Origin of the sequence: Streptomyces sp. NPDC085460, assembly GCF_044541975.1 — a bacterium.
Classification (GTDB): Bacteria; Actinomycetota; Actinomycetes; order Streptomycetales; family Streptomycetaceae; genus Streptomyces.
Map to the genome: position 1 here is coordinate 1 of NZ_JBITTO010000007.1, position 21,836 is coordinate 21,836.

The 21,836-nt window shown below is 74.7% G+C and carries 22 protein-coding genes; 10 read left to right on the forward strand and 12 right to left on the reverse strand.

The annotated features are described in order from the left end of the window. Positions 1 to 263: 263 nt before the first annotated feature. The 4 genes from ACIGHB_RS18820 (at position 264) to ACIGHB_RS18835 (ending at position 3,006) form a co-directional block, all read left to right on the forward strand. Entirely contained in the window at positions 264 to 587 is a 324-nt protein-coding gene (locus ACIGHB_RS18820; protein WP_399914358.1) for an RICIN domain-containing protein, read from the forward strand. 141 nt (positions 588 to 728) lie between these two features. After that, entirely contained in the window at positions 729 to 1,364 is a 636-nt protein-coding gene (locus ACIGHB_RS18825) for an ATP-binding cassette domain-containing protein (protein ID WP_360309603.1), read from the forward strand. Further along, positions 1,361 to 2,239: a metal ABC transporter permease gene (locus tag ACIGHB_RS18830; RefSeq protein WP_399914361.1), complete on the forward strand. Its 879-nt coding sequence runs from the start codon at positions 1,361 to 1,363 to the stop codon at positions 2,237 to 2,239. The genes ACIGHB_RS18825 and ACIGHB_RS18830 overlap by 4 nt, the downstream gene beginning before the upstream one ends. Then, a complete protein-coding gene (locus ACIGHB_RS18835; RefSeq protein ID WP_360309606.1) occupies positions 2,188 to 3,006 on the forward strand; it encodes an ABC transporter substrate-binding protein in 819 nt (272 codons plus the stop codon). The genes ACIGHB_RS18830 and ACIGHB_RS18835 overlap by 52 nt, the downstream gene beginning before the upstream one ends. A gap of 64 nt (positions 3,007 to 3,070) precedes the next feature. On the opposite strand, the gene ACIGHB_RS18840 is transcribed toward ACIGHB_RS18835, so the two are convergent. Both ACIGHB_RS18840 and ACIGHB_RS18845 read right to left on the reverse strand, forming a co-directional pair. Next, positions 3,071 to 4,726 carry a class I adenylate-forming enzyme family protein gene (locus ACIGHB_RS18840; protein ID WP_399914363.1) on the reverse strand — a complete coding sequence of 552 codons (1,656 nt, stop codon included), beginning with the start codon at positions 4,724 to 4,726 and terminating at the stop codon, positions 3,071 to 3,073. Then, positions 4,723 to 6,522: a CoA transferase gene (locus tag ACIGHB_RS18845; RefSeq protein WP_399914365.1), complete on the reverse strand. Its 1,800-nt coding sequence runs from the start codon at positions 6,520 to 6,522 to the stop codon at positions 4,723 to 4,725. Before ACIGHB_RS18845 ends, ACIGHB_RS18840 begins: the two co-directional genes overlap by 4 nt. Before the next feature lie 145 nt (positions 6,523 to 6,667). Here ACIGHB_RS18845 and ACIGHB_RS18850 point away from each other — a divergent pair, with 145 nt between their 5' ends. After that, positions 6,668 to 7,858 (forward strand): acyl-CoA dehydrogenase family protein, encoded by a 1,191-nt coding sequence (locus ACIGHB_RS18850; protein ID WP_399914367.1) that lies wholly within the window; start codon positions 6,668 to 6,670, stop codon positions 7,856 to 7,858. Here the strand turns inward: ACIGHB_RS18850 and ACIGHB_RS18855 are convergent. Both ACIGHB_RS18855 and ACIGHB_RS18860 read right to left on the reverse strand, forming a co-directional pair. Then, entirely contained in the window at positions 7,845 to 8,933 is a 1,089-nt protein-coding gene (locus ACIGHB_RS18855; RefSeq protein ID WP_399914369.1) for a sugar ABC transporter permease, read from the reverse strand. The two genes, ACIGHB_RS18850 and ACIGHB_RS18855, sit on opposite strands and share 14 nt — an antisense overlap. Continuing rightward, entirely contained in the window at positions 8,930 to 10,261 is a 1,332-nt protein-coding gene (locus ACIGHB_RS18860; protein ID WP_399914371.1) for an MFS transporter, read from the reverse strand. Before ACIGHB_RS18860 ends, ACIGHB_RS18855 begins: the two co-directional genes overlap by 4 nt. 241 nt (positions 10,262 to 10,502) lie before the next feature. Here ACIGHB_RS18860 and ACIGHB_RS18865 point away from each other — a divergent pair, with 241 nt between their 5' ends. From ACIGHB_RS18865 to ACIGHB_RS18875, 3 genes are all read left to right on the forward strand, one after another. Continuing rightward, positions 10,503 to 11,177, forward strand: a complete 675-nt coding sequence (locus ACIGHB_RS18865) for a hypothetical protein (protein WP_399914373.1) — start codon at positions 10,503 to 10,505, stop codon at positions 11,175 to 11,177. Positions 11,178 to 11,332: 155 nt separating this feature from the next. Further along, positions 11,333 to 12,031, forward strand: coding sequence for a sigma-70 family RNA polymerase sigma factor (locus ACIGHB_RS18870; protein ID WP_399914375.1), 699 nt, complete (start codon positions 11,333 to 11,335; stop codon positions 12,029 to 12,031). Positions 12,032 to 12,225: 194 nt separating this feature from the next. Continuing rightward, positions 12,226 to 12,450, forward strand: coding sequence for a hypothetical protein (locus tag ACIGHB_RS18875; protein WP_360309622.1), 225 nt, complete (start codon positions 12,226 to 12,228; stop codon positions 12,448 to 12,450). Between the two features lie 36 nt (positions 12,451 to 12,486). On the opposite strand, the gene ACIGHB_RS18880 is transcribed toward ACIGHB_RS18875, so the two are convergent. Both ACIGHB_RS18880 and ACIGHB_RS18885 read right to left on the reverse strand, forming a co-directional pair. Next, positions 12,487 to 12,894, reverse strand: a complete 408-nt coding sequence (locus ACIGHB_RS18880) for a cupin (protein WP_399914377.1) — start codon at positions 12,892 to 12,894, stop codon at positions 12,487 to 12,489. A gap of 96 nt (positions 12,895 to 12,990) precedes the next feature. Beyond that, entirely contained in the window at positions 12,991 to 14,109 is a 1,119-nt protein-coding gene (locus ACIGHB_RS18885) for a serine hydrolase domain-containing protein (protein ID WP_399914379.1), read from the reverse strand. A gap of 121 nt (positions 14,110 to 14,230) precedes the next feature. Here ACIGHB_RS18885 and ACIGHB_RS18890 point away from each other — a divergent pair, with 121 nt between their 5' ends. After that, on the forward strand, positions 14,231 to 14,890 hold the full coding sequence (locus ACIGHB_RS18890; protein WP_360309628.1) for a helix-turn-helix domain-containing protein: 660 nt from the start codon (positions 14,231 to 14,233) through the stop codon (positions 14,888 to 14,890). Between the two features lie 58 nt (positions 14,891 to 14,948). Here the strand turns inward: ACIGHB_RS18890 and ACIGHB_RS18895 are convergent, their stop codons facing one another. From ACIGHB_RS18895 to ACIGHB_RS18920, 6 genes are all read right to left on the reverse strand, one after another. Beyond that, a complete protein-coding gene (locus tag ACIGHB_RS18895; RefSeq protein ID WP_360309630.1) occupies positions 14,949 to 15,554 on the reverse strand; it encodes a hypothetical protein in 606 nt (201 codons plus the stop codon). Next, positions 15,554 to 17,236 (reverse strand): helix-turn-helix domain-containing protein, encoded by a 1,683-nt coding sequence (locus ACIGHB_RS18900; RefSeq protein WP_399914382.1) that lies wholly within the window; start codon positions 17,234 to 17,236, stop codon positions 15,554 to 15,556. Before ACIGHB_RS18900 ends, ACIGHB_RS18895 begins: the two co-directional genes overlap by 1 nt. Before the next feature lie 58 nt (positions 17,237 to 17,294). Further along, positions 17,295 to 18,614, reverse strand: a complete 1,320-nt coding sequence (locus tag ACIGHB_RS18905) for a hypothetical protein (protein ID WP_399914383.1) — start codon at positions 18,612 to 18,614, stop codon at positions 17,295 to 17,297. Between the two features lie 133 nt (positions 18,615 to 18,747). Then, the gene (locus ACIGHB_RS18910; RefSeq protein ID WP_399914385.1) at positions 18,748 to 19,953 is read right to left on the reverse strand and encodes a peptidase S1 and S6; all 1,206 of its coding nucleotides are present in this window, start codon (positions 19,951 to 19,953) and stop codon (positions 18,748 to 18,750) included. A 24-nt stretch (positions 19,954 to 19,977) separates the two neighbouring features. Beyond that, positions 19,978 to 20,289, reverse strand: coding sequence for a hypothetical protein (locus ACIGHB_RS18915; protein ID WP_360309638.1), 312 nt, complete (start codon positions 20,287 to 20,289; stop codon positions 19,978 to 19,980). Positions 20,290 to 20,294: 5 nt separating this feature from the next. Then, positions 20,295 to 20,564, reverse strand: coding sequence for a hypothetical protein (locus tag ACIGHB_RS18920; protein ID WP_399914387.1), 270 nt, complete (start codon positions 20,562 to 20,564; stop codon positions 20,295 to 20,297). Positions 20,565 to 20,843: 279 nt separating this feature from the next. Here ACIGHB_RS18920 and ACIGHB_RS18925 point away from each other — a divergent pair, with 279 nt between their 5' ends. Continuing rightward, positions 20,844 to 21,830, forward strand: coding sequence for a LuxR C-terminal-related transcriptional regulator (locus ACIGHB_RS18925; protein ID WP_399914389.1), 987 nt, complete (start codon positions 20,844 to 20,846; stop codon positions 21,828 to 21,830). The last annotated feature ends 6 nt before the right edge of the window (positions 21,831 to 21,836 follow it).

The following is a 21,836-nucleotide window of genomic DNA, read 5'->3' on the forward strand; positions in this document are numbered from 1 at the left end:
GGGGCCCCGGGCGGGCCGCGGGGGCGCGCCCGCGGGGCCCGCCCCGCCCCCCCCCCCCCCCCCCGGCCGGCCCCCCCCCCCCCCCCCCCGCCCCCCCCCCCCCCCCGGCGGGGGGGGGGGGGGGCCCCCCCCCCCCCCCCCCCCACGGCTGGGTCACCATCCGCCCCGCCCGCACTCCCGACCTCTGTCTGACGGACGGACGGATCCGGGACGGCACCTATCCGAGCGCCGTCGCCGTCCAGCTCCCCTGCGACCTCGCCACCGTGCCGCGCACCTTCCTCGAACCGGCCGGTGAACGCCTGTACCGCATCCAGTGGCATCACCCCCGGGAGGGAAAGGGGTGCCTGACGGTCATGGGCGCCGGTCCGGCGAAGGGGCTGCTCGAACCGCGGCAGGACTGTGCCCGGGCCACCCTCTTCCGCCTGGAGTCCGCGGGCGGCGACGGCGCGGCCGGATTCCGGCTGCGTCCGGCCGACGGCAGCCGGTGCATCGGCATCGTCGGCGACGACACCACCGACGGGGCCGAGGCCGCCGAGGAGCGGTGCGCCGACGGAGCCGACCAGCGCTTCCTCGTCCGGAAGGACTGACAGGGGGAACGGACCCTTCCGCCCCGGCCGCGCAGGCGAGCGCCGCCGACCGCGCGCACCGGTTGCCGGAGCGCGGGAACTCGGCGTCCCTCCCGTACGACTCCTTCTCCGCATCGGCACGACGGCGGCGAGGGGCAGGGGATGGGCGGACTGGACGTACGCATGCGCGGAGTCGCCTGCCGGCACGGCCGTACCGACGCCGTGGTCGGGGTGGACCTGGAGATCGCCGCCGGCGAGCGGGTCGCCCTGACCGGGACGAACGGGTCCGGGAAGACGACGCTGCTGCGCGCGGTCCTCGGGCTGCACCGGCACACGCGCGGCACCATCGAGGTGGGCGGGCGCGGCGCGCGCTCGGCCGCCGAGTGGGCGTGGCGGCGCCGGTCGTGCGCCTGGATCCCGCAGAAGCCCGCCGCCGGACGGTTCCCGCTGCGTGGCGACGAGCTGCTGGCGAGCAGCGGTGCGCCGGTGGAGGCCGCCGAGGCCGCGGCACGGCTCGGGGTCGGTGCCCTGGTCGCACGGTCCGTGGACACCTTGTCCGGCGGGCAGTTGCAGCGGATGTACCTGGCGCGGGCGATCGGTTGCGTCGCGGCGGGCGCTCAGGTGCTCCTCGCCGACGAGCCGACGGCCGCCCTCGACTTCGAGGGGCAGGAGGAGGCGGCCGACGTGCTGACCTCGCTGCCGGTGACGCTCGTGGTCGTCACCCACGACCGGTCGCTGGCGGCCCGGTGCGACCGGGTCCTGGAGATGGCCGCCGGCCATCTGCGGGAGGTGCGGTGAACGCGCTCGCGGCGGCCGACCTCGGCGCCCTGCTCCAGCTCGTGCCCGTCCAGCGGGCAGGGGTGGCGCTGCTCCTCGCGGCCGTCGGGCTGCCGGTGATCGGGGTGGTGATCGTCGGGCTCGACATCATGCCGGTGCGGTTCGCGATGATGCACGTGGCGCTGCTCGGCGTCGCCGTCGGCCTGCTGACCGGGCTCGATCCGATGGTGTGCGCCCTGGTGGCCTGTGCCTTGTCGGGGGCGGGCGTCGCCCCGCTGGCCCGGACACCGGCCGGGCTCTCCGGGGCGATGGGGCTGCTGATGAGTCTGGCGATCGCCGCCGCGCTGCTCCTCCTCGCCGTCTCCGGCGTCAACGCCTCGGGCGCCTTCGCCCTCCTGTGGGGGTCGATCCTCTCGGTCGGGACCGCCGACCTCGTGGTGCTGGGGGTGCTGGCCGTGGCCGTGCCGGCGTTGCTCTGGTGGCGCCGCCGCGAGGTGGCACTGCTGCTGTACGACCGGGAGCTCGCCCAGTGCTCGGGCGTGCCCGTACGTCTCCTCACCACGGCGCTGCTCGTCCTCGTCGCCGTCGCGGTCGCCGGCGCCATCAAGCTGACCGGCGCGCTGCTGGTCGACGCCCTGACCCTGCTGCCGGCGCTCGCGGCCCGGCGGCTCGGCCGCTCGCTGTGGTCGATCACCGTGTGGGCGATCGGCATCGGCGTCACCGTCAACGCGGTGGGTTTCCTCCTGGCCCTGTGGCTGGACTGGCCTCCGGGCCCGGTCCTCGTCCTGACGGCGGGGACGGTGGTCCTCGTCGCGCATCTCATCCCCGAACGGAGAACCGGCTCATGGCGCGCACCCGCGTCCGTCACACCCGCATCGTTTCCCTCCTCGCACTGAGCACGGCCCTGCCGCTGCTCACCGGGTGCGGCGGTGAGGCCGCCCCCTCCCCCGGGGCCACCGGGACCGGGGCCACCGGGACCGGGGGCCGCAAGCCCGTGGTGGTCGTGACCACCACCTGGGAGGGTGCCCTCGCCAAGGCCGCCGGAGCCGAGGACATCACGGTGATCGTGCCGCAGTCGGTGCACCACGCCCCCGACTACGACCCGAAGCCGTCGGACCTGGCCGCCGTCGCCGCGGCGGACTTCGTGCTGTACGCGCCGTTCGAGCCGTACGCGGCGAAGATCAAGGAGGCGGCCGGCTCGAAGGCGCGGCTCGTCGAGGTGAACCTCGACAACGACCCCGCCAAGGCGGGTGCCGAAGTCGTGCGCCTGGGTGGCCTGTTCGGTACGGAGGACGCCGCGGCCGGGTGGAAGAGCCGGCTCGACGGCGAGGTCACGAAGCTCAACGGCGAGCTCAAGGCCGCCTGGCCGGGCGGGCGGAGCCCGGTCGTCGTCACCCAGGTGTTCACCGCCTGGGCGGCGGGACTCGCGGGCGCCACGACGGTCGGCACGTACGGCCCCGAGCCGGTCACGCCCTCCCAGCTCGCGTCGCTGTCGGCGAAGAAGCCGGCGTTCGTGCTGGACAACGCCCACATGTCGACCGGGACGGTGCTGCCCGACGCGGGCGCCGAGCAGGTCGCGATCGTCAACTATCCGGGCGAGGACCTGGATCTCCTCGCCGTGTACCGCGACGCGGCGGCCGAGCTGAAGAAGGCCATGGGCTGAGCCCGGGCCGCGCGCGGGAGGGGAGGGCCGCCGGCCGGCGGCCCTCCCCTCCCGTCTGTCGTCGTCAGGCCCGGACGAGGTCTCGTTCCCGCTCGACGATCAGGCTCCGCAGCGCGGCGCGATCGGGCTTTCCGGCGGCGGTGAGCGGCAGTTCGGGCAGGACGAGGAGGTGCTCGGGGTGCTGGTGCCGGTCGAGTCCGCGTTCGGTCAGGTACGTGCCGAGTTCCGGCAGCGTCGGAACGTCGGGGCCCTTGCCCACCAGGCAGGCGGCGAGCCGCTCGCCCATCAGCGGATCCGGCACTCCGACGCACACGGCGTCGAGGACGCTCGGATGGGAGACGAGCGCGCGCTCGACCTCGGCGGGGCTGATGTTGGCGCCGCCGCGGATCACGATGTCCTTCAGCCGCCCGACGACGTGGAGGATCCCGTCGTCGTCGAGGAAGCCGAGATCGCCGGTGCGGACCCAGCCGTCCGGGGTGCGGTAGCGGGCGTCGAGCTCCGGGGAGGCGACGTAGCGGAGCGGGGTCATCGGTCCGCGCGAGACGATCTCCCCGATCCGTCCGTCGGGGAGCCGCTCGTGCGTGTCGGGGTCGGCGATGCGGATCTCGGCGACCCGGGGGTCGGGGCGGCCGGCGACGACGCCGGAGCGGTCGGTGGGCGGCACGGTGTGCCCCAGGCCCGTATGGCAGTTGACGCCGTCGGCCGAACCGTAGAGGTTGACGACCGGGCAGCCGAACGCCTCGGCCGCCGCCGCCGCGGTCGCCTCGTCGAGGGGCGCGCCCCCGAGGACGAGCGCGGTGGGGGCGGGCAGGGGCTCGTCCGTCCGCTCCACGGCCTCCAGCATCATCCGGATCATGGTGGGCACGCCGAGGATGTGGGTGGGTTCGTGCTCCCGTACGGCGGCGAGCGCGGCCTCGGGCGTGAAGTGGTCGAGCAGGACGAGGGTGCCGCCGTGCCGGGCGAGCGTGACGGCCGTGCCGTTGGAGCCGAAGGCCGAGGCGAGCGGGACGAGGAAGAGGCAGCGGGGCGGGGTTCCGTCGGGCATGAGGGAGGCGAGGAAGTTGCCGCGCCCGCCGGCGAGGGCGTTGTGGGAGTACGCCACCATCTTCGGCTCCGCCTCGGACCCGGAGGAGACGAGGATCCGCGCGGCGCTGTCGGGGTCGGGGCGGGCCGGGACGAATCCGGTGGGGTCGGTCCGCAGCAGCCGGGAGAGCCGAATCGTTCCTTCGGGTGCGGTGCCGCGGCCGGCGGCGATCACGTGGCGCAGTGCGGGCAGCGTCGGGGCGAGGGCCTGGAGATCGGCGGCGTGGTGCCGGCCGCGGTGGTCGACGGCCACGATCACCGCCACGGCCTCGGCCCGGCGCAGCAGGCTCTCGGCCTCCGCGGCGCCGCGCCCGACCGGGAAGGGGAGGGCGACGGCGCCCAGGGCGGCGAGGGCGAGGTCCGCGATGACGGCGTCGCGCCCGTTGGGGAGCTGGACGCCGATGACGTCCCCGGCGCCGATGCCGAGCCCGCGCAGGCCCTCGGCCAGACATCGGGCCTTGCGGTCGAGGGCCGTGTAGCAGAGCGCGCCCTTGGCGTCGATCACGGCGGTGCGGTGCAGGTCGGCTATCTGTCTGGCGCGGTAGAGGCTGTAGAGGTCGAGGTCCGGGCAGGTGCCGTCGACCGCCCAGGAGCGGCGCAGTGCGGCGGGCAGCAGGTCGGTGAGGGTGACGGTCACGCGAGGCTCCAGGGGTCGGGAACGGCGGGGGCACCGTGCGTGTCCCGGCCGATCGGGCCGGACAGGCGCGGGTCGTGGTGGAGGGCGGACAGGTCGGTGGTGACGGCGGTGGCCGTGAGGCCGTGGCCGCGCAGCTGGTCCAGGGCGTCCTCGGTGCACATGCCCGAGACGTCGTACGCCGCGGCTGCGGGCGCGGCGGCGTCGGCGGCGGCGATCCAGCCGTCGGCGGTCCTGAGCGGGTGCCGGAATCCGGCGGGGCGCCGGGGTTCCGCGCCGCCGGCGGCCCGGCGCAGGGCGGGGGCGAGGAGGGTGTCGGCCGCGCCGAGCAGCGAGGAGTCGACGCGTATGCCGTGGCCGGTGCGCTCGCGCAGCAGGAGGCCGGCGAGGACGGCCTCGGTGCCGTGCAGGCCGCCCAGGACGTCGAGCAGGGTCATGAGGGACGGTGCGGGCGGTTCGTCCGCCGGGTGGACGGCCTCTCCCACTCCGGTGCGGGCCTGCACCATGAAGTCGGTACCCATGGGGGCGTCGGCGACGCGGTCGGCCCAGCCGCCGGTGTAGGCGTAGACGAGGGACGGGTTGACGGCGGCCAGGTGTCCGGCGTCGAGTTCGAGCTCGGCCGCCTTGCCGGGAGCCCAGTTGTGGACGAACACATCGGCGGTGGCCACGAGTTCGCGCAGGCGACTCCGGCCGTCGGGCGCCTTGATGTCGATCTCCACCGCGTCCTTGCCCCGGTTGAGCGCGAGCCAGCGCGCGGAGATCCCGTCGCAGGCGGGCGGCATGCCCCGGAGCGGGTCGCCGCCCGGCGGCTCGATCCGGATCACGCGGGCGCCGAGCAGCCCCAACAGATGGGCCGCGAGGGGTGCTTGGATGCGCCGGCCGGCCTCCAGGACGGTCAGCCCGGCCAGCGGGAGGTCCGCCGTCGGCGCCGCCGAGCTCCTGAGGCGCCGGCCGGGGCCGAGCGAGCACAGGGCCCACGGGTCGGCGTCGCCGTCGCCGTCGTACTCGGCCGCGCGCTCGACGAGGGTGCGCAGCCGGCACACCTCGGCTCCGGACCGCGCGGCGGCCTGCCGGATCCGGGTCCAGGCGTGCCGCCGGGTCACCTCGTGCAGCGCGGCGGGGAAAGGCGCGCAGGCCGTGGCGTACCGGAACTGGAAGGGCCGCCAGCCCGTCCGTACGGCGTCGGCGGGGGCCTCCAGGCAGCGCCAGAACTCCGCCCAGGCCCCCGGGTCGAGCGTCTCCAGCTCGAAGAGGACGCCTTCGGCGGAGGTGAACGGCGGTCCGCCCGGGGCGGGTCGGACGGCTTCCGGCTCGTCGGCGCCGGAGGCGGCGAGGTACTGGGAGACGGCGAGGAGTCCGGCCCGGTCGGCCGTCGTCGTCCGCACGCGGGCCGGCGCGCCTCCCCTGGCCTGCCCGATGAGCCCGGCGAGCAGTCCCTGGACGGTGAGGACGCCGGTGGCGGTGGCCAGGTAGTCGACGCCGAGTCCGCGGGGCGCGCCGTGGCGACGGCCGTGGACGGCCATCACCCCGGTGACGGCCTGGGCGGTGGCCTCGTCCTCGATCCCGGATCCGGCCGCTCCCCATTCGGTACGGGCGGCGACGGGCGCGAACCCGCCGCCGCCGAGCGCGATGGCCCCCGCTCCGTCGTCCCGCACCGTCGCCCCGAGCCGTCTCATGTGGTCGGACACGACGCGGGTCAGCGCCTCGGGGCCGCCGACGTCGCACCGCAGGGCGTGGAGCGGACGGGCTGTGTCGAGCGGACGGCGGGCCGCGGTGCTCGCGGTCGTCGATGACGCCATGGCTCTCCTCTCCTGGCGCGGCGGCGGTCGCCGTCGCGCGGGGACTTCTCGGTCTCGGGAACTGGGGAGCCGGTACGCCCGACCACTTCCCCGGGCAAGAAGTCGGACGCGCGTTCTGCCGAGTTCCCGGGACGGAGGAAAAAAGGTGACGGATCATGGCGTAACGGAGCGCGGGGCGGCGGGTGTCGAGCCGCCGCACGCGGACGTGTCCGCGTTCGTCCGTGAGCGTGTCTTCCCCGTGGAGCCGGTCCTCGACGCCGGCGGTCCGGCCGCCCGGGAGCTGCGGGAGCGGCTGCGCTCCGAGGCCCGCGCCTGCGGCCTGTGGGCCCTGCCCCTGCCGGGCGAACTGGGCGGCGGCGGACTGCCCTTGAGCGCGTACGCGGCGATCGCGGAGGCCGAGGGTGCCAGTGATCACGGACCCGGGGCCCTCGGCTCTGCTTCCCTCCTCGACGTGACGATGCTGTCCCGGCACGGCTCCGCGCGGGTGGGCGAGGAGTACCTGCCGCGTCTGGTCTCGGGCGAGCTGCGCGCCTGCTACGCGATGACGGAGCCGGACACGCCCGGGACGGAGCCCGCGCTCACGGCGACGCGGGCCGAGAGCCGGCCCGGTGGCGGGTGGCGGGTCACCGGCCGGAAGTGGTTCGTGTCGCACGCGGGGGACGCGGACCTGGTGACCGTGCTCGCGCGGACGAGCGGCCGGCCCGGCGACCGCACGGGCCTGTCCCTGCTCCTGGTGCCCACCGGCTCTCCCGGCTTCCGGGTGGTGCGCGAGCTGCCGGTCCTGGGCGCGACGGGGCAGTACGAGATCGCGTTCGACGGCGTCGAGGTCGGCGCCGGCCACCTCGTCGGCGACCCCGGTCAGGCCCTGGCGGTCGCGGGCGAACGCCTCGGCCTCGGCCGGACCCTGCGGGCGTTGCGGTGGCTCGGGCAGGCGCAGCGGGCCTTCGACCTCCTCTGCGACCGCGCCACGGCGCGGCAGGGCGCACGGGGGCCGCTCGCGGACCGTCAGCTCGTCCAGCAGCACGTCTTCGAGAGCCTGTTGGCGCTGCGGACGGCGCGGCCGCTCGTCCACGAGGCGATGGCCCTGGTGGCGGAGGGGCGCGAGGCCCATGTGGAGGTCGGCCTGGCGAAGACCGCGGCGGCCCGCACCCTCCAGGAGGTCGCGGACCGGGCCGTCCAGGTCTTCGGCGCGGCCGGCCTCGGCCCGGACACGCCGCTGCCGGCCCTGTTCCGCACCGGGCGGACGGCCCGGATCCTCGACGGGCCGGACGAACAGCACGTGTCCGCCGTGGCCCGGCGCGTCCTGCGGGGCCGGCCCGCCGTCACACCCGGCTGAGGTCGACGCGGCCGAGGAGCGCGGTCAGGCCGAGGGCCAGGAAGAAGTCGCCCCAGACGAGTTCGTGCCGGACGGCGGTGCCGGCGCGGGCGTCGTAGCAGCCGTCGAGGAGCATGCCCGGCGGGCGGCTCCCGCCCGGCCGGGTGAGGTGGGCGTCGGCGAGCCGGCGCAGGACCGCCTCCGCGCGGGCCGCGCTCGCGCCCGACCACGGGGCCCCGGGGACGCGCGCGAGCTTCAGCAGGGCGACGGCCGTGATGGCGGCGGCGGAGGTGTCGCACGGGCCGTCGGCGGGGGCGGCGTCCGCCGGCGGGACGAGGGGGCCGTCGAGCATCTCGCCTTCCGCGAGGAGGAGTTCGGCCGCCCGGGTCAGCCGGTCCGCGCGCCAGGGCGGGGCGTCCGCGAGCAGCAGGGCGTCCGCGACGGCCAGCAGGAGCCATGCCTCGCCCCGGGCCCATCCGGGGGCCGGGTCGGCTTCGGCCGTCCACCCGCGCGCCTCGTCCCGGCACCAGGCCGGGCGGGGCCGCTCCCCGCTCCGCGTCGGCAGACACAGGTCCAGGTGACGGTGCAGGTGGGCGGCGGCGGCCTCGCGGCCCCCGGGTCCGGCCGTGGCCAGCAGGGGTACGAGTCCGGGGACGCCGTCCGTACGGGCGCGCGGCCGGGGACCGCCGAGGGCCGCGCCCCACGGGACGAGGCCGAGTTCCGGGTCGAAGGCGCCGAGGACGGCCTCGGCCGCGCGTTTCCGCAGGGCTCCGGCCTCCGTGTCCCCGGTGGCCAGGGCCGTGCCGTACCAGAGGATGAGGCCACGGGTCGCGGTGTCCGCGTCGGCCCAGGGCGCGAGCCGCGCGGTGACGGCGGCCGCCCGCGCGCGGTGCTCGTCGCTTCCGGTGCGGGCGGCCCTGAGCCACAGAAGTCCCGCCCAGAAGCCGCCCGTCCACGAACCGCGCGCCGTGGTCGTCCAGCGTCCGCCGGCGGGATCGGCGTACAGGGGGAAGCGGTCGCCCACCTGCCCCCAGGTCTCCCCCACGCGGTGGAGCACGAGGTCGAGTGCCTCCTCCGCCCAGCCCGGGGCGTTCATCGTGGACCACCGTCCCGGCGGGCACGCCCGTCCCGTACCGCCCAGACGAGCGCGACGGCTCCCGCGACGGCGAACTCCGCCGCCACCAGCAGCCAGCCGCCCCCGTACTGCCCGCGCTCCGCCAGCAGCCCGAACAGCGGCGGCCCGACGGCGAATCCGGCGAAGAAGCCGGCGGCGACCAGGGCGGAGTCCTGGCCCGCGCGGCCCGGGGCGGAACGCTGCATCACCAGGACCATCGAGACGGCGTTGCCGGACACGGCGAAGACGCCGACCGCCACGGCGGCCACCCACACCAGCGGGTCGACGCGGTCGGCGGCGGCCAGGAGCAGGGCCGCGACCACCGCTCCCCCGGCGAGCAGGCCGGGCAGCCACGGCGCCCGGCCGGGGGTCGCGGCCCGGGACCACCCGACGCGGCCGGCGATCCCCGCCACGCCGAGGACGGCGACCAGCGCGCCCGCCACCGTGGGCCCCATGTCGAGGCGCCGGGCGCCGAACAGGGCGAGGTAGGTGTTGACGGAGGCGATGCCCGCGCCGAGGAAGAGCGAGAAGGCCGCCAGCCAGGGCACGGGACCCCGGCGCCCGGCCGGCGCCGCACCGCTCGCGGCTCCCTGCCGCTTCGTACCTGCCGTGGCCCCCCGTGGCGCCGCACCGCTCGCGGCTCCCTGCTGCTTCGCACCTGCCGTGGCTCCCCGTGGTGCCCCGCCGCTCGCGCCCTCCCCCGGCGCCGGCGCGTCGGCGGGCAGCGCGCGCCAGGCCCACACGGCGGCGAGGAGGGCCGCGCCGGCGGCCACCCAGACGGCGCCGCGCCAGCCGATCGCGCCCGCCGCCAGGGCGAGGGGCAGCCCGGCCGCGAAGGCCCCCAGCTGGACACCGGACTGCTTGGTGCCGGTGACCGCGCCCCTCCTCGGCGCGGGAACCGACGCCAGGATCGCCTTGTTCGTCGCCGGGTTGGCGAGCGCCTGGGGCAGCCCGCCGACCGCGACGGCCGCGAGCAGCAGGCCCGGACCGGGCGCGGCACCGATCAGCCCCAGCGCCACGGCCGAGAGGACGAGCAGCGCCACGAGGGAACGGCGGGGCCCGACGCGGTCCACGATCCGGCCGCCGACGGGCGAGAGGACGGCCGCCGTGCCGAAGCCCACCGTGGTGGTCAGGCCCAGCAGGGTCTCCGAGACGCCCAGCCGGTCCACGAGACGGGGGCCCAGCGCTCCGAGCAGGAAGAGCTGGAGCATCGAGAAGGCCATGGCCGTCGTCAGGAGCGCGGTCAGTCCCCGGGACCGCGCCTCTCCGCTCTCGGCGGGCACCACCGCCGCCGTGTCCGCGCCGCTCACCGCATGTCCCCTCCCCCGCCCGGACACCGGTCCGAACGCCGTCACCCTGGAGGAGTCGTGGCGGGCGAGCCGGAAGTTCCCGAGGCGCTCTTGTGGGACGGGTCACAGTCGCGTACTCATGTCCCGACAGGTCGAGGGGGCGGCCGCACACCGGTCGTACCGCCCCCGTACCTCCCGGGAGTGGTGCAAGGATGGGCGCGCCATGACGCCAGGCCGATGTTCGCGAGGGGTCCGGGCCGCGATGTTCGCGGCCGTCTGTGTGCTGCTCGCCGCCACCGGCCACATCCTGATGTCGGGCCGGGGCGTACCCGGCCCGGCCCTCGCGCTCGCCTTCGCCGGCACCGTCGCGGTCACCTGGGCTCTGGCGGGCCGCGAACGCGGCCTCCTGGCCGTGACCGTGGCGAGCGTGGCGGTGCAGAGCGCGCTCCACGAAGCCTTCACCTGGGCGCAGCCGACGGCGTCGACGACGCCGGCATCACCGACGCCGACGCCGCCGCCCGCGACGATGCCGACGCCCTCGGGCGACGCGCACGCGGCACACATCCACGCGTCGCACGCGGCCATGGGCCACGCGGACGTGAGCCCGTCCGCCGGGGTCGCCTTCGAGGCGCCCGCCGGGCACGACATGACAGACCTGTCGTCGTCTTTCGGCATGGTGGCGGCGCACCTTCTGGCCGCGCTCCTCAGCGGACTGTGGATGGCGTACGGGGAGCGGGCGGCGTTCCGCCTCCTGCGGGCCGCGTCCCTGCGGCTCTTCCGCCCGCTGTGTCCGCTGCTCGCGTCCTGCGCCGCCGTCGTACCGGACCGGCCTCGCCTCCGGCCGGTGCGGGCCGGGGACGAGCGCGCTCCGAGGCGGCTGCTCCTCGCCCACTCGCTCATCTCCCGGGGTCCACCACGGGAGCTCGCTGTCCTCTGACAGCCGGCTCCCCGAGCGCGACGGCTCCGTGCCGTCCCTCGGGCATCGGTCATGCCGCCTCCGCCCGGTCGCGGCCGGCCGTACCCGTCACCGGCACGGCGCCGCCCTCATCCGCGCCCGACCGGATTCCCTTTGCCTCGTAAGGACTTGTGGCGATGACTCCTGCCCACGGCACCCTTCCGCACGCCGCCGCCGAACGCCCGGCGCGCCCCTTCCGCTCCGCGCACGCGCCGGACGCCGACACCGACGCGGCGACGACGCTGCTCGCGCTCGCGGCCCGGGACGGCGACCCGGACAAGGCCGACCTGTTCGTCCGCGCGCTCCACCGCGACGTGCGGCGCTATGTGACCTATCTCAGCGCCGACCGCCAGGCGGCCGACGACCTCACCCAGGAGGTCTTCCTCCGCGCGCTCGCCGCGCTGCCCCGCTTCCAGGGGCGTTCCTCGGCCCGCACGTGGCTGCTGTCGATAGCCCGCAGGACGGTGGTCGACAGCCTGCGGCACGCGGCGGCCCGCCCGCGTCTGTCGGACCGCGACGACTGGCAGGCGGAGGCCGAACACACCCAGCCCCGGGGGCTTCCCGGCTTCGAGGACGGTGTCGCGCTCTCCGAACTCCTGGCCGCCATCCCGGCCGAGCGTAAGGACGCGTTCGTCCTCACCCAGCTCCTGGGCCTGCCCTACGCCGAGGCCGCCGAGGCCATCGGCTGCCCCGTCGGCACGGTCCGCTCGCGCGTCGCGCGGGCCCGGACCTCGCTGGTCGCGCTGGTGCGGGGCGACGAGGAGGCGGTGGCGCCGGCACCGGACGGCCACCCGCCGGCCCGGAGGCGGTTCACGCGGGCACCGGCGCTCGCCTGAGGGCTCCCTCCGGTGAAGCCTGGGGCATCGGTGGCACAGGTGACATCGGTGGCATCGGTGACGTGACCGGGGCGGGATCACGGTGTCGTACCGTCATCCCGCCCCGGGAACCGAACCGCCCCGCCGTCCGACTCCTCACGGAGGGACGGTCCGATCCGTCCGGTGCCGTACGACACGTTCGGGAGAGACCGCACATGGACAAGCCGCGAGCGTCCTCGCCCGCCGCGCGGGCGACAGGGCGGTTCAGGTCACCGCCCTTCGTCCTCGGCGGATTCCTCCTGCTGCTGGCGCTGGTCTTCCTGGGGTCGTACGCGCTCGGCGCGGCCGTGGGGCCGATCGGCCCGCTCCCGGACCCGCCGTCGACGCCGAGCCCGGCGCCCGGGACGTCGCACCCGCACCACGCGGGCCATCCCGGGTGAGCGGGGCGGTCGCGCGCGGCCGTGCCCCGGGAGGCGTCACGCCCCGGCTCCGGTCCACCTCTCCTCGCGGGTGCCGCGGGGCAGGGTGACGGCCATCATGTCGCTGGGGGCGTCCAGGGCGAGGCGGTGCCATCGGCCGCGCGGCACGATGGTTCCGGCGCCGGCGCCCAGTGCGATCACCTCCTCGTCGCCTCCCGGCTCTTCCGGGCGGAGGATGACGCGTATGCCGCCGGTGAGGCAGGCGACGAACTCGTCGGCCTCGGTGTGGATCTCCCAGTGGTCGCCGTGGACGTCGTCGTCGGTCTCCGCGTGGGCGACCATGAACAGCCAGCCCTCGCGCTCCAGTTCGGTGTCCGTGGCCGGCTGCTCGACGCGCATCCGGCCGCTCGGGTGGAGGTGGAGCAGGGATCCGAAGAGGTCGATCCGGGGGACGGGGACAGTCATGCGGGTACGTCCTTCCTGGGTGGGTCTTCATCGGGTGGTGCGTGCAGGGGTGCCGTCGGGCCTCGACCGCCCGCAGGCGGGGTCGGTGAGGGCCCGTCAGCCGTACATCGCCACGCGGTGCAGGGCCGCGAGCGCGTCGTCGAGGGGGTGCGGCGCCGGCCTGCCGGAGGGGTCGAGGCGGTTCCACCGCTGGAGGTTCACCGCGACGGCCATCTGCCGCCGGCCGTCAGCGCGGATCATGGCCAGTGCTCCGGCTCCCCACACCGTGCCGCCGTGGCCCCAGAACCGGGCCCGGCCGGGCTCCTCCATCGGGTAGAGGCCGAGGCCGTAGTCGCCCTTCTTCCCGTCCTGGGTGATCACCGGGACGGTGCCGCGCATCTGCTCCAGTGACGACGGGCCGACGATCTCGCCGGCGAGCAGCAGGCGGAAGAAGCGGTTGAGGTCCGCGACGGTCGATATCAGCGAGGCGGCCGGGCCGACCCAGGACATGTCGAAGACGCTGTAGTCGCGCGGCGGGTCGATCATGCCGAACCACGCCTCGTAGAGGTGCGAGTGCGGCCCCTCGATGTGGGGTCCGGCGGGGAATCCGGTGTCCGTGAGTCCGGCGCGCTCGATGACGTTCCGGGTGATGTACCGGTCGGCGGTGGTGCCGGTGACCTCTTCCAGGAGCCGCGTGAGAAGCAGGTAGTTGGTGTTGGAGTACACCCCCGGGGCACCGCCGGGGGTGCCGACGGCGGGCGCGGCGACACCCATCTCGATCAGTTCGGTGTGCTCGAAGCGGGTGAACCGGTGGTCGTCGAGACTCTCGGGCCGGGTCTCCGCGAGGGCGGGGAACGCCTTGAGCGAGGGGTAGGCGTACGGGAGGTACTCGGCGAGGCCGCTGGTGTGGTTGATCAGCATCCGCACCGTGATGGCCCGGCCCCGCTCCCCCGGGACCAGCCCCGGCAGGTACCGGCCGATCGGGGTGTCGAGGCCGATCCGGCCGGCCTCGGCCTGCTGGAGGACCGCGGCGGCGGTGAAGGTCTTCGTGATGCTGCCGACCCGGTGCCGCATGTCGGCGGTGACCGGGCGGCCGGTGGCGACGTCGGCCACCCCGCAGGCGCCGCGCCAGACCTGGTCGCCGTCGCGGACCTCGGCGAACACGCCGGGCATTCCGGCGCGATGGACGTTCTCCAGAGCGGCGTCAAGCGCCGCGGGATCCAGGGAGTTGCTCATGACACGCGTCCTTTCGCATGGCCTCTGGCCGAGCTCGTGCACTCATTATGCACGCGGTGCGTGCAACACCAAGTGCATTGCCGGGCGCATGGGTTAGAATCAGCCTGACGAGAGGGGCGAAATGGCAGGTCGCAAGCGTTGGTCGACCGAGGAGATCCTTGACGCGGCGGCGGAGTTGCTGCGCACGAGCGACGCGGAGTCGTTCAGCGTGCGCAAGCTCGCCGCGACCCTCGGGACCGATTCCTCCAGCCTGTACCGGCACTTCCGCAGCAAGACGGAACTGCTGCGCGCGGTCGCGGACCGCATCCTGGTGGCCTCCATGGACGGCTACCGCCCCGAGGGCGACTGGAAGCAGCGCATCACCGCCCTGGCCCTGCGCGTGCGGGAGGCGTTCGGCCAACAGCCCCAGCTTGCGTCGGCCTGGGGCCGGTACGCGTCGGGCGGCGCGGGCTCCCGTCTGGTCATGGAAGAGGTGCTTCAGGCCCTGCGCGCGTCGGGGCTGCCCGACGAGGAGATCCCGGTGCGGTACCACCGGCTCGCCGTCCTCATCGCCTCGCTGATCGCCTCCGAGGCCGGCGTCGGCACCCTCACCGCCGAGGAGTACGAGCAGGGCATGGAGCTGTTCCGGGTGGCGGTGCTCGGCGCCGACCCCGAACACTTCCCCGCGGTGGCCCACTTCGCGCGCGAGGTCCGCCCCCTCGGCGCGGACCGCGGCGCCGCGTTCGAGGAGATCCTCGCCGCCCACCTCGCCCACATCGAGGCGGCACTCCCCCCGGCCTGACCCGCGGGGCGCCGGTCAGGCTCGGGGCCGGGGGCCGTGAGGTCAGGCGCCGATGCCGTCAGGCGCCGATGCCGACCGAGGAGACGTAGGCGTAGGCGTTGTAGTCGGAGTCGAGATCGGTGATGACGTCGTCCCAGATCTCGTCGAGGGTGCCGGCGTCCTTGCGGGCCCAGGCGTCGACGAGGTCGCTCCAGATGTAGCGGACGGTGATGGTGCGCTGGGTGACGTTCGCACGGATGTGCTCAGGCGCGGTCAGGGTGGTGTCGACGGGGTAGATCTCCATACGCCGGCCGCGGCCCTGGTTGTCGAGGTGGCGGGTGAGCCAGCCCGAGCGGATCAGGTTGTCGCGGCGCCGGTGCCAGTAGGCGGCGTCGATCTTCTCGCGGCTCGCCGGAGTCGGGGCGATCCCGCCCTTCTCCCTCATCCACGCGCGGATCGTGCGGGGCGCGACGCCCTGCTCCCTGAGCGCCTCCCGGCCGGCCTTGCTGTCGAGGTAGCGCAGCCGGGCGGCGATGCCGCGCCGTGAGGTGACGGGCGAGGCGATGCCGGAGGAGTACACGATGCGGTTGAGCTCCAGGACGAGGGCCTCGCCGCCTTTCATGCCCCGGGCGTCGTACGCGCCGAAGCCGCCCCAGCGGGCCCACAGGTCGGGGGAACCGGTCATCACGCGCCTCCGAGGGTGTAGGTCTTCTTCGCCTTGACCTCATGCAGGTCGCGGCCCTCGGCGAAGACGGTGTGCCAGTCGCCGATGACGTGGAGCTCGTCGGTACCGGACATCTCCACGACCGTCAGTCCCGCGGTCCGTGCCTTGTCCGCCTTCATCCACAGGTTCGCGAACGCCTTGGCCCGGATGATGTGCATCCAGTCCGGGCGCCGGATCTCACGGTTCGCGCTGGACTCCCCGATGGTGGAGACGAACTTCGCGTACATCGCCTTGACGTACTCGACGGTGAGCGTGTCGCCCTCGGCGAGGGCGGTCCTGCGGACCTCGGCGAGGGCGCGGCGGAGCTTCTCCAGGAGGACTTCGGTGGCGCCGGAGACGAGCGAGCGGTGGATGACGGGGGCGTCGGCGAGTCCCGCGCGGGCGCAGTCGAGGAGCTGGCGGAGGGTGGACTCCGTCACCCACAGCTCCCCCGGTTCCATGCGGTGGCCGAGCGGGTTGGGCAGGTCGGTGTGGTGCCAGTCGGCGGGAGTGATCAGGTGGACGCCGGACTTCTTCGGATCGTGGACGCCGCCGCTCGTCTCGCGGAGCTGCCCGATGGGCAGCCAGCACTTGAGGGCGGAGAGGTAGGCGGCGTTCATGTCGAGGGCCGTGACCTCGAAGCGGGCCCCCTGCTTCGCCGCCTTGAAGACGTCGGCGTTACGCCACTTGGGGCGGCCCTCCCAGATCTCGTCCGCGCCCTTCTGGGACTTCTTCCGCAGGATGTCGGCGGTCGGGGGGAAGTCGGAGTGCTCGTAACGGCCGCTGGCCCGGGACACCTTGAACAAGGCCATGACGTCCGGGATCGCCGCCTTGATCAGCGCGGCCTGCGCGGTCTCGACGTCACCGGCGTGCTCGGCGAGGACGTCGTGGACGCGGCCGGTGATCTGCTCGACGAGGGTGCCGGAGGCGTAACCGGCCGTGGTACGCGGCGGCCTGGACACGCCGGCGGCCGGAGGCGCGGGAGGGGCCTCGGGCTCGACGGCGGCCTCGGGCCCGGCGGCGGGGGCCGTGGCGGGGGCGGGATCAGGGACTTCGGGCTCGTGTGCGTCGGGCTCGGGCTCGTGGGCCTCGGACTCGGTGGCGTCGGGCTCGTGTGCCTCGGGCTCGGGGGCCGCCGTGGAGGGGGCGCCCCGCACGATGTCCTCGATGTCCCTGGTCGCGACGGCGGGGACGGCGGGGACTGCGCGGGCGGTGGCGGCGCACTCCTCGGCGCTCAGATGCTGCGGAAAGCCGTCGACCTCGTCGGTGGCCGGCCCCCCGCACAACACGCACGGCCCCAGGGTCACCTCCGGTGCCCCGGCCGGTGCGGGCACGGTGGCCAGGTGGGCGGACGGAGCGGACGGAGCGGACCCCGTGGCCGGCGCACCGGCGGGAGCGGGGGCGTCGGGCGCGAGCGGAAGGGTGGCGCCGTGCAGGACGCCGGTGGCATGGGCCGGCCCGGCGAGCAGGTCGAGCGCCGACAGGCCGTAGTGGGCGGCCAGCAGGTCGACGTCGTCCAGCGACCAGTGCGCGGCGCCGGACTGCTTGCGCGACACCTGCGCCTGGGAGAGGCCGATCGCGGCGGCCAGATCGTTCTGACGCTCACCGGTCCGCGCCATCAGCGCGGCGACGGTGAGCCTGAGGCATTCCTCCGTACCCGACACGCACGCCAACGTAGCACCCCGTATGCGGAACTCGCATACGGGGTGGGAGCGGGCGTGGCTAGCCGTTGACGATCTTGTCGTAGCGCAGGGCGACGTAGCCGGAGGCGGAGTGGCCCGCGATGCGGCCGTCGGTGCCGCCGTCGAGGTAGTCCTGTCCGCGCATCATGTCGTCGTTCGGGTTGGACTGGTGGATGTACGAGAACTTGCCGGCGCCCTTGTCGACCCACCGCTCGAAGAGCACCACGTGACCGGACGAGGTGTTCAGCGCGTCGCCGGGCTGGAGGTCGCCCTTGGAGATGGTGGCGCTGACGCCCGGGAGGCTGGCGGTGGTGTAGCTGCTGGTGGCGTGCCAGGCCATGGAGACGAATCCGGAGCAGTCGGTGCGGTAGGTGTGGTCGCCGTCCGGGTCGCTCGCGTAGGCGCTCTGGCTGTAGGGGATGTCACGGTTCAGCCAGTTCACGGCGCGGCTGACGACCTCGCTCCGGGTGATCTGCCCGCCGCGCGTGGAGGGGGTGGGGGTGGGGGTGGGGGGCGCCGGCGGCCGGTAGGTGCAGTCGTTGGCGAACGCGGAGAGCAGGGTCTGGGTCCAGCCGCTCGCGTCGACCGGGTCGGAGGGGTGGTAGGCGATGTCGTCGCCCTTGCCGTCGGTGGGGTCCGCGTCGTGGTACCAGTACAGGCCGCCGTTGGTGCGACCGTAGTAGAGGCCGCCGCCGGGCGAGACGAGGCTGTCGACGCCCGACCAGCCGGAGCCCTTGAGGTCGGAACGCTCCCAGTCCCCCACGCCGTTGATCTGGTAGGAGAGCAGCTTGCCGTCGGTCGTGGTGGCCACCAGGACGTCGTCGCCGGCGGCGGCGAGCGTCTTGAGGACGAAGCCCTCGTCGATCACGACGTGCTTGGCGATGTGGGCCGGCCCGGAGGGCTTGGCCTGCGAGACGTTGTAGCGGTGGAGCTGGCCGGCGACGGTTCCGTACAGGTGGCCCGCGCCGTCGTAGGTCAGCTTGTCGAAGGTCCAGCCGCTGTCCCAGATTCTGGTGACTCCGGCGAGGCCGAGGCTGGTGTTGTTGGTCTGGACGTCGACCCGGTAGAGCTCGCCGGCAGTGGAGGTCACCAGGACCGTGTTGAAGTTGAGGGTGGCCATCGCCTTGGGCGTGAAGCCGAGGTCGGGGCCGATCAGCGTCTTGACGCGGTCGCCGGTGTTGGGCGATATCGCCGTGTAGGTGAGGCGGCCGTCGGCGAGGACGCCGTAGACGGAGACGTCTCCGCCGCAGATGGCGGCGGCCTGGGCCGGCGCCGCCGTGCCGAGGGTGACCAGACCGAGGGTCGAGGCGGTGAGGGCGAGGCCGACGGCGAGACGGAGCGCGCGGGACGACGTGGACATGAGGGTCTCCGGTTTCGGGTGGGTACGCGTGCGTGCGAGGGGGCGCGGAGGGAGGTTGCGCGGGCGCGGAGGGAGGTTGCGCGGTGGGCGGTTGCGCGGTGGGCGGTTGCGCGATGGGTCGGGCCGGCGGCGCTCAGTACCAGTTGTGGTCCTGGAAGTGCTTCCAGGCGGCGCAGGGGGTGCCGTACCGGCCGTCGATGTACGAGAGTCCCCACTTGATCTGGGTGAGGGGGTTGGTGCGCCAGTCGTCGCCGAAGGCGTCCATCTTCGAGCCGGGCAGGGCCTGGGGGATGCCGTAGGCGGAGGAGCTCGGGTTGTCGGCCCAGTAGCGCCAGCCGCTCTCCCTGGTCCACAGCTGGTCCAGGCAGTTCCACTGGGTGGAGTTGTTCCAGGCCCCGCCGTCGTGCTTGTTCATCAGCTCGCGGCCCGCCGCCTTGACGGCCGGGATGTCGGTGCCGTCGAGCGGGTCGGGGTTGGTGGTGCAGCTGAAGGTGCCGGGCTGCGCGGAGAGCAACCGCTGTGTCCAGCCGCCCGTGTTGACGGGGGTGTCGTTGTGGTAGGCGATGTCGGTGCCGGAGCCGTCGGCCGGGTCGGCGTCCTTGTACCAGTACATGGCGCCGGTGGTGGCGATCCGGCCGTAGTAGAGGCCACCGCCGGGCGACACGACCTGGTCGAACGCGGACCAGCCCGAGGTCTTCAGGTCGTCCCGCTTCCAGCCGCCCGCGCTGTCGATCTTGTACGAGTAGAGCGCGCCGCCCGCGGTCGTGGCGAGCAGCCGGTCGTCCCCGGCAGCGGTGAGGGTCTTCAGGACGAAGCCGCCGCCGATCTCCTTGCGCTGCCCGATGTGGGCCGAGCCGGTCGGCTTGGGCTGGGAGACCAGGTACTGGATGAGCACGCCGCCGGCCGTGCCGTACAGGTGGCCGTGTCCGTCGTACGTGAGCTTGTCGTGGGTCCAGCCGCTGTCGAAGAGCTTGACGGGCGGGCGCTCCAGGACGAGTGAGGTGTTGTTGGTGAGCACGTCGAGGCGGTAGAGCGCGCCGGTGGTCGACGTGACGAGGACGGTGTTGAAGTTGAGGGTGGCCATCGCCTTGGGCTCGAAGCCGAGGTCCGCGCCGATGACGACCTTCTTCAACTCGCCCGTGGCGGGCGTGATGGTGCTGAAGGTGAGTCGGCCGTCGGGGAGGACGCCGTAGAGCGAGGCGGTTCCGCCGCAGGTGGTCGCGGCCTGGGCCGCGGGCGCGGCCCCCACGGTCGCGGCGGTGAGGAGTCCGGCCCCGAGCGCGCCGGAGAGGACGGCGGTCGTGGCCCTGCGGGCGGCCTGGCGGAGGGTGGTCGTCACGGTGTTCCTTCTGCTGATGAACCATCAGGGGCGAGGTGGGGCGGTGGTGTAGCCGTGCGTACGCAGGGGGGTGCGGGCGTCGGCGAGGATGGCGCGGGCCTGGTCGAGGGCGGCGTCTTCCGAGGGGGCGCGCAGGAAGAGGTAGACGTCCACGCCGTCGTCGGTGGCTCGGGCACGGACGTGTTCGAGCCCGTTCCTCGGGGCCGCGTGGGCCCAGACGAGGTCGGAGAGGAGTGCGAGGACGGCGGGCGTGGCGGGGGGAGGGGCGGGGGCGGGGGCGGTGGGGTCGGCGGGGTCCGGCCGCCGGCCTTCGAGAGAAGCCCGGACGACGCGCACGCGCCTCAGTCCCAGCTGATGCTGTCGTCCGAACCGTGCGGCACCGAATCCCAGCTGATGCTGCCGTCCGAACCGTGCGGCGCCGAGTCCCAGCTGATGCTGTCGTGGGAGGCGCTGACGTGGTGCCCGGTGTGGCCCTCCCCGGACCCGCTGATCACCGGGGAGACCGCGACGACGCCGATGCCCGCGGCGGCGCAGAGGACGGCGGCGACGGCGAACGAGCGGGCGGTGCGGGCGGTGCGGGCGGTACGGGCGGTACGGGCGGCGCGGAGCATGGAAGTCCCCCTGGTGGAGTGTCGGGAAGCGAGGCGTTCACGTGCGAGGTGCCGGTCTGCGTGCTGTCCGGATCCGGTCGGTCCCACCGGCTCCGGCTCCCGGTCCGGGGGCTGCCGCCCCGCCGTTCCGGTGCTCACCATGCTGCTGCCCGCGTCACGCGTGGGGAAGAAGTCACGCCTGTCACCAAGCGGTCTGGCATGTTGGTGTCAGACCGCGTCTACGATCGCGGACGGGGGCCGCTCACGGGAGCGGTCGGAGCACAGCTGGGGGGCTGGGGCATGCTGCAGGCGTTGGGGCTGGGGGCCGCCGTGGAAGCGGTGTACCGGGGGATGCTCGCCGATCCCTCGGGAGGGGTCGCGGAGTTGGCCGCGCGCCTCGGCAGCACGGAGACACAGGTCCGCGAGGGCCTGGACCAGCTCGTGGACCTCGGCCTGCTGAAGCCGTCACGGGACGATCCCGGTGCGCTGCGGGCGGTGCGGCCGGAGCTGGGCCTGGAAGTGCTCCTGCGCCGTCAGGAGCAGGAACTGGCCCGCAGACAGCAGGAGTTGGAGCACAGCCGCGCCGCCGCCGCGCAGGTGGTCTCCGAGTTCGCCGAGCTGCGTCCGAACACCGAGATCGACGGCGCCGAGCGGCTCGTGGGGATGGACGCCATCCAGAGCAGGCTCGAACAGCTCGCCCACGGGCTTGAGCGGGAGTGCCTGGCGATCCTGCCGGGCGGCGCGCTGTCGGCGGCCAGCATGGAAGCCTCGCGTCCGCTGGACCGGCGGGCGCTCGCCCGGGGCATCGAGATGTGCTCGGTGTACCAGGACAGCGCGCGCAACGATCCGGCGACGCTGGCCTACGCCCGGTGGCTGACCGAGCAGGGCGGCCAGGTGCGCACCAGCCCCCTGCTTCCGCCGCGCCTGCTCGTGTTCGACCGGCGGATCGCGGTCGTCCCCGTCGATCCGGCCAACTCCCGTACGGGCGCCCTGTGCACCAGCGCGCCCGGCATCGTCGCCTCCCTGGTGACCCTGTTCGAGCAGACGTGGGCGGCGGCCGTTCCGCTCGGGGCGGACCGCCCCCGCGCCACCGACGCGCGGCCCAGCGGGCCCGAGCTCGAACTGCTGAGGCTCCTGGCCTCGGGCATGACCGACGAGGCCGCGAGCAAGCGCCTCGGCGTCTCGCTGCGCACCGTGCGCCGGCAGATGGCCGGGCTGATGGAACGCCTCCATGCCACCAGCCGCTTCGAGGCGGGCCTGAAGGCCGCCCGCGAAGGCTGGCTCTGACATACG